Raw genomic sequence first — 15,692 nt, forward strand, 5'->3', positions numbered from 1 at the left:
AGCAGGGACTACCCCTTCGGACCTGCGGGGCCGGCCGGGCTGTCACCCAGGATGACACTGCTGAGGGCTGTCAGCACCTCATGGGATTCGAACCTGGACGTTACATAGTCTTGTGCCATGCCCGCAGCAGCCGCCCATGACGTGTCGTCCAAGGATCCGATGAATTCGGCAAGCTCGGGCACGTCGGCATGCAGCCAGGATGTCGGGTAGATCTGGTCTGCCCCCGGCCACGCAAGGCTGGCAGGCAGGGCGCCAGAGGCGGCGCCGTCCGGCAGGGTCAGGTGGAAAGATTCAAAGTCGCTCAGCGACAGTACCACCCCGATCTTCCGGTACCAGGCAGCCATGTCGTCGCCCTGCGCATCAAACGTCACTGCGCCCATGAGGAGCGGATCGGTTTCGATTCGACGGTATTGCTCAACGTAGAAGGACATTTCTTCGGGGCGGTTGGCCATCCAGGGGAAATCTTCAGGGCGTTTGCCCTTGATGAAGAGCCGGTAGCGGTCGTCCCGCATCCGGAGAATCCTCAATACGTCCAATGCCTTGTCCAGCCGTTTGCGAGCAGGAACAATCCCGACAAACCCAAGGTTGAATCTGGCGTCGGCGATTTTGTCCTGCCGAAGTTCCACCGTGTCCACCGCATTTGGAATTACGCGACTTATGCCACGGGGGACATTGTGATCGCGCACGGCCACCTCGAGGATGTGCCTCCCGACGAACACAACGTCGTCCACGGCCGCATACGAAACATCCTTGACGAAAGGTCGAAAGATCTCCTGGAGGTGGAGTCGCGTCACCAGACGCTGGTGTGAGGATTTGTTTTTTGAGTACCACACGGCATTGCCCAGGGTCCATTCACAGAAGATCACATCAGCGTGCGCAAGCAGGCGCTGGCTCTGCTCCTCGTCGTGTTTGTTGTGATCCAACCACTTGTCGATCGTGACGCTGTGGCCCAGAGCCTCGAGGTTGGAGATGAGTCCGGTGGCGAATTTTAGGTCGTGCCCCGCAATCAGGATGTTCTTTGGCTTGCTGAGAGGCCGGGCCTCCGATGGCTGGTCCTTTAGGATGATGTCTCTCCGGAGGCAGAGCGTGCCGTCGTCCTGACGGTCATCGAGTCCTGTGAGCCGCGGACTTCCCGAATCTGCTGAGCCACGACGGGCTAGCCCAAGGCCTGGAATGTCCAGATCGTCACTCGATATGGCGATGGAACTCCAGGTTCCGAAACTCGTCGCAGTGAGCATGTCCTCAAAGACGGTTCGATCGTGATGCCCTGTGCCGGGGAACCCCATAAACGCGAGTCCCGCCTCTCTCGCCAGCCTCACGGCATCGGTGAAACCATCCACGAGCTCCACGGGAAGTTCCGTGGACGTTCCGCTGTCTGTGGAGTAAATCCGAACCGGTTGCACGGTCTGCATTCCGATTACCGAGGCGGTTTCGGGAGTCAGCCTGTCAACGAAGACGGCATAGCCAGGCATCTCAGGAGCTTCCACGGTTAGCCCCGCAGTACGAAGCACATAGGCCAGGCGGTGTCCCGCAGTGTGACCCCTGTGCACATGTCTGTAGGCCAGCCACGCGTCCCTAATGCGAGAGGGCTCGTTGTTCATCCATTCGGTGACCAGCAGATCAATTTCTTCTGCCCCCTCGACCACCGGCACCAGGCCATTCATGATGTGTTCAACGCCGATGCCTCTACCGCTCAGGACAGCCGAACCTGATGCGGCGACTTCCATGACGCGCCGGGAGAACATTGTGGGCGAACCGTCCACAGAGTTCACATTGATGTGGACAGGATGGGACTTGTAGGCATCAACCATTTCCGCGTAGCTCAGCCCACCCCGCACATATCGACCCAAGTCGTCCGGGAAGCGGTAAGGGCTTTCCGGATTAAGATGCTGTCTGTCGTAGATGGCCAGGTCGTGGTTCTTCGCGACGTCAAGAATCGTGGCCAATTCCTCAGACCGCGCCTTATAGCGGTCGCCGTAGTAGGAGCCGGCGTAGGCGACCGAGTGATCATACGGGCGGTCGGACGGAATGATGTTGTGCAACCTGGGTTGTGCATAGAAGGGCAACGAAGCCACAGTTCGCTGCCGGGGACCAGCGGCCGCTTTGTAGCGGCGGATGCAGTCCGAATCTGTCGTAAACACGTGATCAAAATGTCCGGCTGTTCGGATGAACCTGTTGAAATGCACCGGATCTTCCTTGTTCCAGAAGATCGTCGGGACGCCAGCGGTGTTGCAGTATTCCAGAATCGCCTTCAACGTGGCGAAACGTTCATCGTCGTAGTAGCCCACCTTCTGCTTCCACCCGCCGTCAATTCCTTCCCAGGCGGACTCCACCAGCAGTGCGTCCAAGGGCTGTGATTCGATCTGCTGGCGCCAGGACTCAGGCCGGAGCGCAACCAGTGTGGCTTCGCCGCGCAGGCCCTCAAGAGTAAATTCGTCTGCAATTATGCCGACGGTCATCTCCGACAGTTTTCGGGGTGCAGACTCGGCTCTGGTCCGGGTCTGGCCGTGAGCTTCTACGGCTTTGGCGCCGGTTGCCCGCCAGGTCCGTTCGTCTATCGTCCACAAGCGGGCCCGCCTCCCCATTGCAGCACGCCGCTCGGGGTCTTGAGCCAAAACGGCAATGGCCTCGGCGAGGGAATTCGGGTTTCCGGCCTCGGCGAGCAAAGCCCGGGCCTGGTCGGGTCCTGCAAGATCACGCAAGGGGGCAAGATCACTGAGGATCAAAGCCTTGGCGCTTGCCATGGCCTCCAGCGGTTTGAGCGGCGAAACCATCTCCGTGACAGGCAAACGCCTCCGGGGGCACGGCATAATGTCAAAGAGGCTTACATAGGTCGGAATTTTTCCGGCCGAAACCCTACCGGTGAACTTGACGTTGTCAGCGATTCCGAGTTCCAGGGCCCTACGCTTCAGCTCAGGCAACTGGACGCCGTCCCCGACGATGACCAGCGTAACGTCGAGACCTTCATCCAGGACGATTCTGGCCGCTTCCAAAAGATCTTCCAAGCCTTCATAAGCAACCAGGCTTCCGGCGTAGCCAACCACGGTTGTGGTGTCTGCCAGCCCAAGTTTTCGACGCAGGGATTCAAGGGCGGGCATGGGCGCGAACGTATCGGTGTCCACCGAGTTCGGCATCAGTTTGATCGATGATGAGTCAACCCCGCGCCGAACCAGTTCGTCTTGGACCTGGCTGGTTATTGCCAAGACGAGGTCGGCCTCGGTCGCCACCAGAGTTTCGAGGCTGACGGCAAGCTTGAAGCGGTCTGACTCGGCCCAAGCGGGATTGTTTGAAAGTTGCGTGATCTCCCAGAGCCCCCGCACCTCGTAGACGAACGGGATGCCGAGCCGACGAGCCGCCATGAGGGCGGGCAGCGCGGTCACGTGGTTCGAGGCTGACTGGATCAACGACACGCGATTGCGCTGGGCCTCGCGAACGTAGACATCTACGGCCTCCGCCAGGTAGTAGTCGAGGCGGTCGGCCGTCCAGCTGGGCCCTGGGTTGAAAATATGAGTGACACCGCCTATCTCACGCTCAAAGCGTTCGTTGACGGCAACCTCAACATCGACTTTCGAATCCCACGGGTAGCCGGGGCGTGCCACAACGACGACGTCTTCGCCGTTGGCCTGAAGCCCAGCGACGACGCCGCCGGTTCGCGTTGAATAGCCGTTGCTGTTGAAATGTCCGGTACTGTGCGCGCAGTACATGATCCGGTTGCGCTCCGGCAAGTACCCGGCATTGGGCTGCCGGGGGGAGAGAAACTGCTCCCGGGTCAGTAGCTCGCGCTGCCCAAGGACATTTTGTACAAGTGAGAGTTCGGAACCGGCTAGCTCTTCAAGGAGTGCGGAGTTCTGCAGAATGAACTCACCGGGCTCCAGGATCGCGCCCTTGTCGAAATAATCGTGGGAGATCAGCTTGAGGGCGGCCGCCTTGGACGGTTGCGCCTCAAATTCGGCCAGAAGGTCTTCGCGTGTGACAGTGGTGGGCGCCGCGGGCTTGACCTGAGTGGGCACGGCAGGCCGGTTCCCGGACGCGCCGGGCTGCTTCGGCAAAGAGCGGCCGGGCCGTGCGTAAGACGTTGCGGGCGATTCCGGGTTGCTTCGGGACTGCGTCCCGGTGTCGCCGAAGGCGCGGGCGAGGCTCCGTGCGGGGGCAAGAACTACCTGCCCGACACGGAGACTCTTTGAGGAGCGAAGGGCTTTCAGCGCTGACTTGAGCTTGTTGCGGTCATCGTTCGCCGATTTCAATTCGGCTTTGGCGTTATCCCTCGCTCTTCGCATGGCGCGGAGATCCTTTTCCAGAACCTCAACCCGGCGCCGGCTTTTGGCTTCATGGGCCAGCAACCGCTCATAATCCCGGATGACAGCGTCGATATCCTGCAGATATCTTTTGCGTTTGGCCAACTTGACTGTTGCCAACTGGGCGACTTCATCTGCATGCTTCAAGGCTTTACTCCGTGTCCGGGATGGTTTTGCGAATTACTGCCAGATTCCGCGTGTATCCAGCACCGGCTTGCCTGCCATGAGCTGCTGGTCCATTTCCCTAAAGTCGTCGTGGTCCACTAGGAGCAGCACGGCGTCGGCCGTAGCCACCGCGGGTTCCAGATCCTGCAGGACAACGTTGCTGAGACCTGCAAGCTGCCTCGGCAGGCGGTCTACATGGGGTTCCACAACCAGAAGTTCTGCGCCGTCCAGTTTGGCGCTGAGCTTTTCGACGATGGCTACGGCGGGTGACTCGCGAAGGTCATCGATGTTGGCCTTGAATGCCAGTCCCAGGACAGCGATCTTAGGCGAAACGGTCTCCCCCACCGCTTCCTGTACTTTCTTCACTACCCAGTCGGGCTTCGAGTCGTTGGTCTCGCGTGCCTGCCGGATCAGCTGCGCTTCCTCAGGGGCGGCAGCGACAATGAACCAGGGATCGACAGCGATGCAGTGACCGCCCACGCCTGGGCCCGGCTGCAGGATGTTGACGCGGGGGTGGTGATTCGCCAGTTTGATGAGTTCCCAGACGTTGATGCCCAGCTTGTCGCTGATCACCGAAAGCTCGTTCGCGAAGGCAATATTGACGTCCCGGTAGGAATTCTCCACCAGCTTGGCCATTTCCGCCGTCGCTGCATCGGTGACGAGGATCTCGCCCTGGCAGAACACTGCGTAAAGTGCCTTGGCGAGCTGAGCTGCCTCGGGGGTGAGACCTCCAACGATGCGGTCATTGGTAACAAGCTCAATCATGATCCGGCCAGGCAGCACACGCTCCGGGCAGTGGGCCACATGGATTGACGGCTTGCCGTCGGCTCCGTCGAGGCTCAGGTCCGGACGGAGGCTAATGAGGTAGTCACCCAGGAGCTGAGTGGTTCCAGGAGGTGACGTCGACTCAAGAATGACGAGTTCACCGCCCACGAGCTTGGGTGCGATGCCCCGTGCAGCAGCCTTGATGTAGGTCACGTCAGCTGTGTGATCGGCGTTGAACGGCGTGGGAACAGCCACGATGTAGGCCTGCGCAGATGGCGTCTCAGTCGAGGCACTCAACTTGTGCTGGCTGACGGCACCTGCCACGTAGGACGCCAAGTCCGGCTCGACGAAGGGAACTTCGCCGCAGTTGACCGACTCGACCGTGCCCGGGTTTACGTCCACTCCAATGACGTGGATCCCATTGCCGGCAAGGATCGCCGCTGTCGGCAGGCCGATGTAGCCCAATCCAATGACAGCGACAGTTTCAATAGTATTCAAGGAGAACCCCCAGTCAGACAGAAACTTGATCTCTGTAATTTCCGAAAAATTTCAATTCACCGCTGGCCAGCAACTCTGCGTCGCTGATCTTCCAGGTGTGGCCTTCAGAGGCACGTTGTTGACAGTAGTTGAACCTGTCGGACGCATAGACCGCGCCTCCACCAGCAACCACGTCAAGAAGAAAGCGTGTATCTTCTCCGCTACCAACGGCGGCAAAAGGGCTGCTGCGGAAAACGTCCGCGGATCCCATGATGGTGGGGCCCATGACCGTCCGAGTATACCGGTGCTCCCATTCGGGGAAGCGAAGCAGTGTCGCGTTCCGGTCCGCGAGGTGCATGTAGTGCGCCTGTTTGCCCACGACGTCGGCGCCGGAGTACTCCAATGCGTACAGCTGGTCACTGAGGTAATCCGCGGCGTAAAAGTCGTCGTCGTCCATCTTTGTCAGGACCTGCCCGGCGGCTGCCGCCACACACATATTCAGGCACTCCCCCAGGGGAACGTGAGCCTCCGCAGATAGCAACCTCATAGCTGAAACGCCATATTGTTCCTTCAAGTGACGGATAGTGTCGCCGTCAGCTATGAAGCCGTGGGTAAGCAGGATCAACTCTACGTCTACGTCGCGCTGGCTTCCGACAGTCTGGAAGACGTGTTCGAGCTGCCAGGGCCGAATTGTCGACACCAAAACCGATACGGTCGGGCGCCGGTCCTGGCGGGGCAGCTTCGGAACAACGGCAGAGAGGATTTGACTGCTCCGCACCCGGTAAGTGTGTTCCTGCCAGATCCTGCGCTGTCCCCGATGGAGCTGGCGTTCGCCCAACTCCGGGTTCCGGTGCAATGCACGCAGGAGTTGTTCTGCTTCCGTCTCGGTCGCCACGGCAAAGATTTCATCCGCACCAAAGTGATGGGTTATGGCGGCACTGGGCGTGGTCACAACGTTGGACCCGCTGGCGATGATCTCAAATACTCGGCGTGAGCACATGGTGGGCGAATCGACCACCGAATTCACGTTGAGGAAGGTTTTGTACGCTTTGTAGGCCGTGAGCATCTCGGAATAATCAAGCGAGCCCACAACCCTGGCGTCGAACGGAGCCGGGAACTGATACCGGGCGTCGCCGCCCAGTTGCCGGGAGAAAATTTCCAGCCCCGTTTCCATCGATGGCGAGGCTGCCTCGGCTGCCTTGAGCAGAACGTCGAGCTGCTCGCGGCGCTCGGGGTATTTGTCGGCAAAGTACATCCCGGCGAAAGCCACATCGCGTTGATGCCAGCCGTCTTTCGGGCGGACCGGGTTATGGATGACCGGCTGGGCGGCGAAGGGCAATACATCGACGCGGTCGTGCCCGAGATCGCGCACGTAGGCTTCAACCCTGTTGGCGTCACTCGTAAATACAAAGTCGAACAACCTTGCTGTAGCAAGGAAGTCGTCGTAGTGCGGAGGGTCCTCCTTGTTCCAGAATGCCGTTGGAATGGAGTGTTCACGGCACCACTCGGTCAACCCACGCAGCGGTGACGGTCCCGAGTGATCCTGGCGGGCAATCTTGCCGGCCCACAGGCCCTGAGGTCCCTTCCAGGCCGACTCGACGAACACCATGTCCACGTCGTGCTCAATCAATTGCTCGCGCCAAGACTTCGGCGAGAGCTGTACGCAATCCCACTCAAGAGCGAAGGCAAGGGACGAAAAATCATCAAGCACCACTCCAACACGGGCCCGGCCCACATGCTGGGCCTGACGCCGGGCGGAGTCGATGCCCGAGGGACGAAATTTCAGCCGTCGTTTCCTGCCTCTTCCGACCCAGACCCCTTCAGCTCCCCGCACCGTCTCCAGCCTGCGGTGACCGGCCTCATAGGCCTCCCGTGCCAACCACGTCTGGACCTGACGAGGACCACCTGCCCTGAAATGCCACACCAGCTTACGCAGTGTCTGGATGCCCGCTCTCATACTTTGGACCGGCGCAGTGAATTTCGGTCACTGACATCTGCAACTTGGAGGTCATTGATCATCCTTCGGCGGAGTTTGAGGGCGCCCACCCGATCCCCGTCGGCCAGTCGTTGGGTGAACAACCGGTAGTACTTGACCACGTCTGCCGGAGCTCCGTCAGCGAGGAGTTCACCTTGATCGATCCAGACCGCCCTGTTGCACAAATCGAGCACCGTCGACATACTGTGGCTGACCAGGAAGACCGTGCCCGCCTGGCCCAACAGTTCCAGCATGCGCTTGCGCGTTCTGTCCTTAAACTGGGCATCGCCCGTGTTCAGCGCTTCATCAATAATAAGGATCTCCGGATCGATGGCCGCTGCAATCGCAAAGCGAAGCCGGGATCCCATACCTGCGGAGTAGGATTTCATCGGCATATGGATTGCCTCCTCCAAGCCGGAGAGTTCAACTATCGCCGTATACTTGTCATCGATTTGCTGTCTGGTCATGCCCATGGCCAAGCAACCCAGAATTATGTTCTGGTCGCCGGACAGTCCCGGAATCAAGGCTGCGTTGACGCCAAGCATCACTGGCGTGGAGGTCGCGTAAACCGCACCCGCAGTCGGCGGGATCTGCCCACCGACAATTTTCAACAACGTGCTCTTGCCGGAACCGTTTCTTCCGATAATGCCGACCGATTCCCCGTGCTCTACGACAAGGGACAACTCTTTCAGTGCGGTGACGCTGACAGCCGTCGTTCTGCCCAGGTTCTGTTTGAGCATCTGCCAGGTAGATCCCGCAGACGCCGGCGTATCCCGGGAGCGGGAGGTTGTTTTATAGGTCATGCTGACTTTGTCGATGACGACGGATGGCGTGCCTTCGACAAAATTCAGCTCAGAGCTCTCGCCCATACGTCTCCTCCCCCCGCCAGAAGACAACGGTTCCGACGGCAAGGGCTGCAATGGACCAGAGTGCAAGAATCACCCAGGACCGCCATTCTCCGGCACTCCCATAGAGCAACGTCTCCCTCGCAAGATCCAAGACGTTGTACAGGGGGTTGTATTCCATGATCGTCTTTAGAGTCGGCATGTCGTTGAAACTCTCGATTGAGAAGAACATGCAGGAGGCGTACATCCAGAGCCGCATCGAGTAGGAAATGAGCTGGCTGGCATCGTTGAACACGGAGACTACCCGGGCGAGGATCAGACCGACGCCGAGATTGAAGACGAATTGAAGCGCCACTACCGGGATGATCAGCAGCCATCGCCACGTGATTTCTTCCGAGGGCGGCAGAACAATGATCAAGATGAGCATCGTGATCAACACCGGAATGTTCGACAGAAGCTCACGCAGATTCACTGCCAGAACAAGGGAGGCGCGCGGAAACTGGAACGCTTGGATAACGTTCTTATTCGCGTTGATCACACGGGATGACGCGGTGATGGCGCGGGTGGACATCTGGAAGAGGAAGACGCCAATGATCAGGAAGGCGACAAAGTTCTCGATGCCATTGCCGGACTTCAAGATGACGCCCATGATCAGATAGAACATCAGTCCGTTCAAGAGCGGACCCAGCACCAACCAGACCCGGCCTAGGCGGTCCTGCTCGTTACCTGTCTGAACACGTGCCTGAGCATCGTAAAAAATGAAGTGCCGGTAGTCCCAAAGGGAAACGAGATAATCCAAGAACGCCGGGCGCGCTCCCACCCGGCGCAGACCACGCAAGCTGACGGACGTGGTCACCGCTGTTGGCTGCGGTACCTGACGTACCTGAGGTGCCGCCGACGACGTTTTCGAACTCAACGCGGAGCCTCCATCAGTTGGTGATAAGCGAGGGTCAGGGAGTGGGCATTTGCCCGCCAGGTGCGAGTGTCCAGCACCTCTCGCCTTCCAGCCTGCCCCAAGCGGAACCGAAGCTCCTCGGAGCCGAGCAGCCGTTCCAGTTTAGTCGCGAAGTCGAGTCGATCCCCCGCCAAGGCCAGAAGCCCGTTGGTGTCGTCGCTCACAATCTCTTCAAGTGCCGGGAGCCGGCTCGCCAAGACCGGTCGGGAGGAAGCCAGGGCCTCCACCGGTTTGAGTGGGGTCACTGAGCGGGTGACATCAAGATCCTTACGCGGGACCACAAAGACATCCAAAGCCTGGTGATATAGGGGGGCATGATCTCGCGGAACGCGGCCGGCAAACATGATGCGGTGTTCAAACGCGCTTCGCCGAGCCAGCTCTTTCAGGGACGGCAGCGACGTGCCATCGCCGACAATCAACAGACGAAGTTCGGGATAGGAGGGGGCTAAAAGGCCAAAAACGGCGATCAGGTCATCGATGCCCTCATACGGCACGAGACTGCTCACAGTGCCGATGTAGGTACCCTGTTCGGGAAGACCCAGCCCCTGTCTCGCCTTGGCCGCGTCCAGCGGTTCCTCAAGGAAGTCCCCGCCAACGGCGTTGGGAGCGATAATGATCTTTTCTTCCGGGACACCCGAGGCGGCGATGTTGGCTTTCATGGCCTCCCCCAGCGTGACGACCAGATGCGCGTCTCGCATAACCTCGACCTCGCGTTGCTGGAACAGACGGTACTTTTCGCTGTCGCGGGCCACCGGACCACGGGTGGAGGCCCAGGTGTCCGCCAACTGACCACGAACTTCGTACACCCAAGGGATGTCCAGTGCCTCTGCCACGGCCCGGACCACCATGCCGTTGACGAAGTGCGTGGTGGTATGAAGAACGCTCGGCCTGAATTCCAAAGCCACGCTCAGCAGTTCCTCCGCCTGTTGCTGAAGGCGCGCGTCCAGCGTCGCGGCCAGGCGAGCGGGGAGCAGCCGCCGGTAGCGCACCCCGTCCACCACGTCGTTGGAGTGGGCGCGCAGTTTGCCCACCTGCACGGGATAGCCGAGCCGTGTGACCGCGAGGACGTCCCAGCCCTCTTGTTGCTGTGCCGCCATGATCGAGTGGGACCGCTGGGCATAGCCGCTGGCCGTGTGGGGCAGGGAGTTGGTCAGCAGATGAAGGACCCTGTTGCGAACCGGCGTGTAGTCTCGCCGGCCCAGCGCTGGCGCAGCCCCTTGGAATACCGCCAATTCGCCTGCCAAACGGGCCTGCAGGCGGCGTCCGGATGCACCGGAGCCTTCGAGGGCAGCCACGGCGGCGGTCATGGCGCCGTCATGCCAGAGCCGTCGCGCTTGTGCAGCCTGGTAACCCCGGGAGTTTTGTGCACCCGCCAGCAGCGCATCCGAAAGCGCCGGCAGATTCGCGGCGGTTGCGATGTCGGCGAGTCTTCTTGCGTGCACGCCCGCGACCGTACGGTCAGCGCCGAGCCGGAGGCGCCTCGTGACGTCGCCCTCGTCACCCAGTGTGAGCGAGGCGAGCAAGACGGGAACGGACAGGGAGTTCTTCGGGGAGATTGCGCACACCAGCCGTGCCGCCGGGTGGACCACTGACGCGGGCAGCCGCCGGGACAGCTGGAGGGACAGCACCATGGGATCGTCCGTCAGGTGCTGCAGCACGGTATGCGCGGCGAGCCGCGCATTGGTCAAAAGCTGCATCATCGGAATACTGCAGACCGCAGTCGGCCCAGCGCCGGTCGGCCGACCAGAGCCGCGCCAACGGCTGATTCTTGTACCACGGTCAATTACTTACCTGCTCTGGCAGCCAGGCCGCGGCTCTTTCCGCCGAGAAACCGGAAATAGGCAAAGCCGAGTCCCAGCAAAATAAGAACGGTGACGATCTGAACCGACAGTGGGCTGCCGGTGGCAGTAGCCACGGCCGCCTGAATTTCGGCCGTGACGATCACCGGTGGCTCGGCCGGGGCGGCCGCTACAGCAGGTTCCGTTGTTCGCGCGGGTTTCGGAGTCAGCGATGGTGAGGGTGTCGGCCTCGCGGTTGCACTGGCCTCCTTGGAGGGAGGCTCTGCCGCCGGCCGATCGGCCGGCATGACGCCGGGCAGTGGCCCAACCACAGCACCGGGTGCCTGTGGAGCGAGGAGGGGCGCACCGGGTGCCACGAAAGCAGGCGGAGGCGTGTAGGCCGCCGGCGGGGTCGCCATCGGCGCCGGGGTGAGCACAGGTGGCTGGACAACGGGAGGCTGGACGGGGCCAGGCTGGACCGGGACAGGCTGGACGGGGGCTGGCTCAACGGGTGCGGGCTCAACCGGCGCCGGCTCAACCGGTGCGGGCTCCACCGGTGCGGGCTCCACCGGAGCCGGAGGGGATGGCTCGGGGGGTAAAAGTATGGTCAGCGGATCCGTAAGGGCAGCATCGTCAGCGTATGCCGCCGGGGCCGCGGCACCCACGCAAAGGGCAAGCAGGAGCGCGCACGCGCCCGCGCGTGCAGATCTCAGTTTTTGGCTGCGCGACGTCATCGACAGGCCCTCCCCCACGTCCGAGATTGAATTCAATGTGCGCGGTTGTGGCAAGACCTAACGTCGTTGTCGGCAGCGCCCCAGAGTTGCACGGTTCGACCCAAGTGTACTCGACGGTACGGCGCCAAATAGTCAACTGCTGCCTCAACGGCGGGCTGGCCGTAACTGACGTTTGGCGGGGATAGGCTTAAACCATGCAGCTCTTCCGTCTCCCGGCTTCCGCACGTCCGCTCCGCATTCTGGCCACGGCGGCAGTCGCAGCGATCCTGCTCAGCGCCTGCTCTCCGGTGGTGGACGTCACTCCCGCCAAGGACGCGGCGAACGCAGCATGTGCCCCCATGATGGTGGCGCTTCCGGATACCATCGGCGAGGCCAAGCTGCGCAAGACCAACAGCCAGGCTACCGCTGCCTGGGGCGATCCATCCCTGGTAATCCTGCGCTGCGGCGTGAACGTTCCGGGGCCGACAACGGACCGCTGCGTCAGCGTGAACGGCGTCGATTGGGTCATCAAGGAAGGCAACCCGGTATGGACCCTGACCACTTTTGGACGCGAACCCGCCACGGAAATCCTCATGGACCCGGACAAAATCAGCTCCGCCACCGTCCTGGCAGACCTCGCCGCCGCGGCCGCGAAGGTGCCCGCGGAGCGGAACTGCGTGGGCCAGGCGGACCTGCAGAACCTGCCGCCCAGCCAGTAGGCCCTACCGCAGGCCGGTCCTGCGGTGCAGCGCCAGGTGGATCAGTTCGTCGATCAGCTCCGCGTAGCCCAGGCCGGAGGCCTTCCACATCTGCGGGTACATGCTCTTCGGCGTGAACCCGGGCATGGTGTTGATCTCGTTGATGATGAGTTCGCCGTCGGGTGTATAGAAGAAGTCCACCCGGCTCAGGCCCTCGGCGCCGACGGCGTCGAACGCGACGGCGGCCAGCTCACGGACCCGGGCGATGGCCTCATCCGGGAGGTCGGCCGGGCAGCTGAGGGCCGCGGCGTCGTCCACGTATTTGGCGTTGAAGTCGTAGAACTCGTGCCCGCCGCCGGCCACCGAAATTTCGCCGGGCATGGACGTGCGGGGAGCGTCGGTCCCCCGGCCCTCCAGCACGGCGCATTCAATTTCGCGGCCCACGATGCCGGCCTCGATCACAAGCTTGGGGTCATGTTCGCGGGCGGCCTCGATCGCGGCGTCGAGGCCTTCGAGGGAGTCCACCTTGGAGATGCCCATGGACGAGCCCGCCCGCGCGGGCTTGACGAAGACCGGGAAGCCGAGCTGGTCCACGCGCTTGCGGACGGTCTCGGGATCGTTGCGCCACTGCCGGTCCGTGACGGCGATGTACGGCCCCACCCGGAGTCCGGCGGATTCAAACACCACCTTCATGAAGTGCTTGTCCATGCCGACAGCGGACGCCAGCACGCCGGCCCCCACGTAGCGGGTGTCGGAGAGTTCCAGGAAGCCCTGGATGGTGCCGTCCTCGCCGAACGGGCCGTGCAGCAGCGGGAACACAACATCCACGGCGCCGAGTTCCTGCGGAACCTCGTTCGGGGCTGCCACGATCAGCTGGTGTTCGCCGCCGATTTCGGTGAGCGCCACCGTCCGGGCTGAGGCCGCAACCTCGGGCAGGGACGAGGCCGAGAGGGACCAGTCGTGAGTGTCGCCGGACGCCAGCACCCACTGGCCGGTCTTGGCGATCCCGATCGGGATGACCTCATACTTGGTCTGGTCGATGGCGCCGAGGACCCCGGCCGCCGTCACGCAGCTGACGGCGTGTTCGCTGGAACGGCCGCCGAACAGCACAGCCACGCGGGGCCGGGAGGCCTGGCCTTCTGGGTTCACGTTTTGTTCAGTCACGCTCAGTAATCGCCTTCGGGTTTCAGGTCCCGGGACAGCAGCAGCGGTCCCAGTTCGTCGACGGACAGCTTTCCGGCCAGCACGGCGACCACCGCCGCGGTGATGGGCATCTCGACGCCGAGCTTGCCGGCCAGTTCATGGACAGCCTGCGCTGACTTGATGCCCTCGGCGGTCTGCGTCATTTCGGCCGTCACCTCGTCCAGGGTGAGGCCCTTGCCCAGCAGCCGTCCGGCCGTGTGGTTCCGGGACAGCGGCGAGGAACACGTCGCCACGAGGTCGCCCAGGCCGGCCAGGCCGGCCATCGTCTGCACCTCGCCGCCCAGGGCGAGCGAGAGCCTCGAGGTTTCCGCGAGTCCGCGCGTGATGACCGACGCCTTGGTGTTGTCGCCCATCCGTTTGCCCTCGCAGATGCCGACGGCCAGCGCGATGATGTTTTTGACGATCCCGCCGATCTCGACGCCTACGACGTCGCCCGTGGTGTACGGGCGGAAATAGGGTGCGGTGCAACTGCGCGCGATCCAGCCGGCAGCAATCGGGTCGGAGCAGGCCACCACGGACGCAGTGGGCTCCTCCCGGGCGATTTCCATGGCCAGGTTGGGTCCGGAGACCACGGCGATCCGGCTGGCGGGAACACCGAGCTCCTCGGAGATGACTTCGCTCATCCGGGCGTCGGAGTGCAGCTCGAGTCCCTTCATCAGGGACACCACCAGGGCTCCGGGCTCCACGAGGCTTTTCCATTCGCGCAGTTGCGGCCTCAGGGTCTGGGCCGGAACTGCCAGGACCACCAGCTGCGCACCTGCGAGCACGTCCGCGACGTCGGTGGATGCGGTGATGCTCGGGGGAAGGGCGATGTCCTTGAGGTACTGCTCGTTGCGGTGCTTCAGGTTGACCTGGTCAACAACTTCGCCGCGCCGTCCCCAGAGCCGGATCTCGCGGTCGACGCCGGAGGCCGTGGCGGCATCAGCCAGGATCTTCGCAAAGGTGGTCCCCCAGGACCCTGCCCCGAGGACGGCCACCGTGGTGGCGGCGCCCTCCCCGCCGAAGTCCGCGGTCATTTGGCGCCGTCCGCGCCGGGTGCCGTCCCCGCGTCGGACGTTCCGTCGTCGGTTCCCCCGGCTTTTCCGCCCTGTTCGATGAAGCGGCCGTGCGTGGACTGGTTGTGGGCCGTGGGATCCCAGCGGACCAGCGGAGGCTGACCGCCGCGGAGGGTCGCCAGCAGCTCGGTGATGGCCTCCATGATCACACTAGTGGCTTCGGTGAGCGTGGCTTTGTCCAGCGGACGTCCGGCGAACGCGCTCAGGTCCACCGGGTCGCCCACCACTAGGCGCGAAGTCTTCCGCGGGAAGATGTACATCCGTTTGGCATAGCGCGGAAGGACCTCGTGGGCACCCCAATGCGCCATCGGCACCACGGGGATCCCGCCTTCAAGCGCCATGCGCGCGGCACCGGTATGGCCCTTCATCGGCCACAGCTCAGGGTCCCGGGTCAGTGTGCCCTCGGGGTAGATGATGATGGCGCCGCCTTCATCCACCACTTCCTTGGCGATCTGCAGCGAACGGTTCGCGCCCGACGACGACCGTTCCACCGGGACCTGCTTGGTGGCGCGGAGCACGAAGCCCAGCACAGGCACCTTGAAGAGTCCCGCCTTGGCCAGGAAGCGCGGCATCCGCTTCTGGTTGTAGAGCATGTGCGCCACCACCAGGGGATCAATTTCGGTGCAATGGTTGGGAGCTGCGATGAAGCCGCCGGCAGGCAGCTTCTCCACGCCGATCCATTCCTTGCGCATCAAAAGGTTCATGATGGGCCGGACGATCCCGGCAACGACCACAAACGTGGTGTGGCTCTTGGCCGATTCCTTCACC

At 62.3% G+C, this 15,692-nt stretch carries 11 protein-coding genes; 1 reads left to right on the forward strand and 10 read right to left on the reverse strand.

The annotated features are described in order from the left end of the window. Window positions 1-8: 8 nt before the first annotated feature. From FS787_RS02980 to FS787_RS18075, 7 genes are all read right to left on the reverse strand, one after another. Complete coding sequence (locus FS787_RS02980) at window positions 9-4,442, reverse strand: glycosyltransferase (protein ID WP_144670829.1); 4,434 nt, start codon at window positions 4,440-4,442, stop codon at window positions 9-11. 33 nt (window positions 4,443-4,475) lie between these two features. Further along, on the reverse strand, window positions 4,476-5,723 hold the full coding sequence (gene wecC, locus FS787_RS02985) for a UDP-N-acetyl-D-mannosamine dehydrogenase (RefSeq protein ID WP_144670830.1): 1,248 nt from the start codon (window positions 5,721-5,723) through the stop codon (window positions 4,476-4,478). A 13-nt stretch (window positions 5,724-5,736) separates the two neighbouring features. Next, window positions 5,737-7,413 carry a glycosyltransferase gene (locus FS787_RS02990; protein ID WP_260982366.1) on the reverse strand — a complete coding sequence of 559 codons (1,677 nt, stop codon included), beginning with the start codon at window positions 7,411-7,413 and terminating at the stop codon, window positions 5,737-5,739. A gap of 242 nt (window positions 7,414-7,655) precedes the next feature. Next, on the reverse strand, window positions 7,656-8,546 hold the full coding sequence (locus FS787_RS02995) for an ABC transporter ATP-binding protein (protein WP_260982367.1): 891 nt from the start codon (window positions 8,544-8,546) through the stop codon (window positions 7,656-7,658). Beyond that, window positions 8,530-9,378 carry an ABC transporter permease gene (locus FS787_RS03000; protein ID WP_260982368.1) on the reverse strand — a complete coding sequence of 283 codons (849 nt, stop codon included), beginning with the start codon at window positions 9,376-9,378 and terminating at the stop codon, window positions 8,530-8,532. The genes FS787_RS02995 and FS787_RS03000 overlap by 17 nt, the downstream gene beginning before the upstream one ends. Window positions 9,379-9,434: 56 nt before the next feature. Next, complete coding sequence (locus tag FS787_RS03005) at window positions 9,435-11,177, reverse strand: glycosyltransferase family 4 protein (RefSeq protein WP_144670833.1); 1,743 nt, start codon at window positions 11,175-11,177, stop codon at window positions 9,435-9,437. Window positions 11,178-11,260: 83 nt separating this feature from the next. Then, on the reverse strand, window positions 11,261-11,392 hold the full coding sequence (locus tag FS787_RS18075; protein ID WP_260982369.1) for a hypothetical protein: 132 nt from the start codon (window positions 11,390-11,392) through the stop codon (window positions 11,261-11,263). 791 nt (window positions 11,393-12,183) lie between these two features. Here FS787_RS18075 and FS787_RS03010 point away from each other — a divergent pair. Beyond that, on the forward strand, window positions 12,184-12,687 hold the full coding sequence (locus FS787_RS03010) for a DUF3515 family protein (protein ID WP_144670834.1): 504 nt from the start codon (window positions 12,184-12,186) through the stop codon (window positions 12,685-12,687). A gap of 3 nt (window positions 12,688-12,690) precedes the next feature. Here the strand turns inward: FS787_RS03010 and FS787_RS03015 are convergent, their stop codons facing one another. The 3 genes from FS787_RS03015 to FS787_RS03025 are packed head-to-tail and all read right to left on the reverse strand — an operon-like array spanning window position 12,691 to window position 15,691. Beyond that, a complete protein-coding gene (locus FS787_RS03015; RefSeq protein WP_186329128.1) occupies window positions 12,691-13,836 on the reverse strand; it encodes a D-alanine--D-alanine ligase family protein in 1,146 nt (381 codons plus the stop codon). Further along, window positions 13,833-14,885, reverse strand: coding sequence for an NAD(P)H-dependent glycerol-3-phosphate dehydrogenase (locus FS787_RS03020; RefSeq protein ID WP_144670835.1), 1,053 nt, complete (start codon window positions 14,883-14,885; stop codon window positions 13,833-13,835). The genes FS787_RS03015 and FS787_RS03020 overlap by 4 nt, the downstream gene beginning before the upstream one ends. Next, window positions 14,882-15,691 carry a 1-acyl-sn-glycerol-3-phosphate acyltransferase gene (locus FS787_RS03025; RefSeq protein ID WP_144670836.1) on the reverse strand — a complete coding sequence of 270 codons (810 nt, stop codon included), beginning with the start codon at window positions 15,689-15,691 and terminating at the stop codon, window positions 14,882-14,884. The genes FS787_RS03020 and FS787_RS03025 overlap by 4 nt, the downstream gene beginning before the upstream one ends. Between the last annotated feature and the right edge of the window lies 1 nt (window position 15,692).

The organism is Arthrobacter sp. U41 (assembly GCF_007679325.1).
Taxonomy (GTDB): domain Bacteria; phylum Actinomycetota; class Actinomycetes; order Actinomycetales; family Micrococcaceae; genus Arthrobacter.

Excerpts from the sequence above, each read along its gene's own strand:
- FS787_RS03010 (WP_144670834.1), top strand. The coding sequence starts at position 12,184 with ATGCAGCTCTTCCGTCTCCCGGCTTCCGCACGTCCGCTCCGCATTCTG.
- FS787_RS03020 (WP_144670835.1), bottom strand. The coding sequence starts at position 14,885 with ATGACCGCGGACTTCGGCGGGGAGGGCGCCGCCACCACGGTGGCCGTC.
- FS787_RS02995 (WP_260982367.1), bottom strand. The coding sequence starts at position 8,546 with ATGGGCGAGAGCTCTGAGCTGAATTTTGTCGAAGGCACGCCATCCGTC.
- FS787_RS03005 (WP_144670833.1), bottom strand. The coding sequence starts at position 11,177 with ATGATGCAGCTTTTGACCAATGCGCGGCTCGCCGCGCATACCGTGCTG.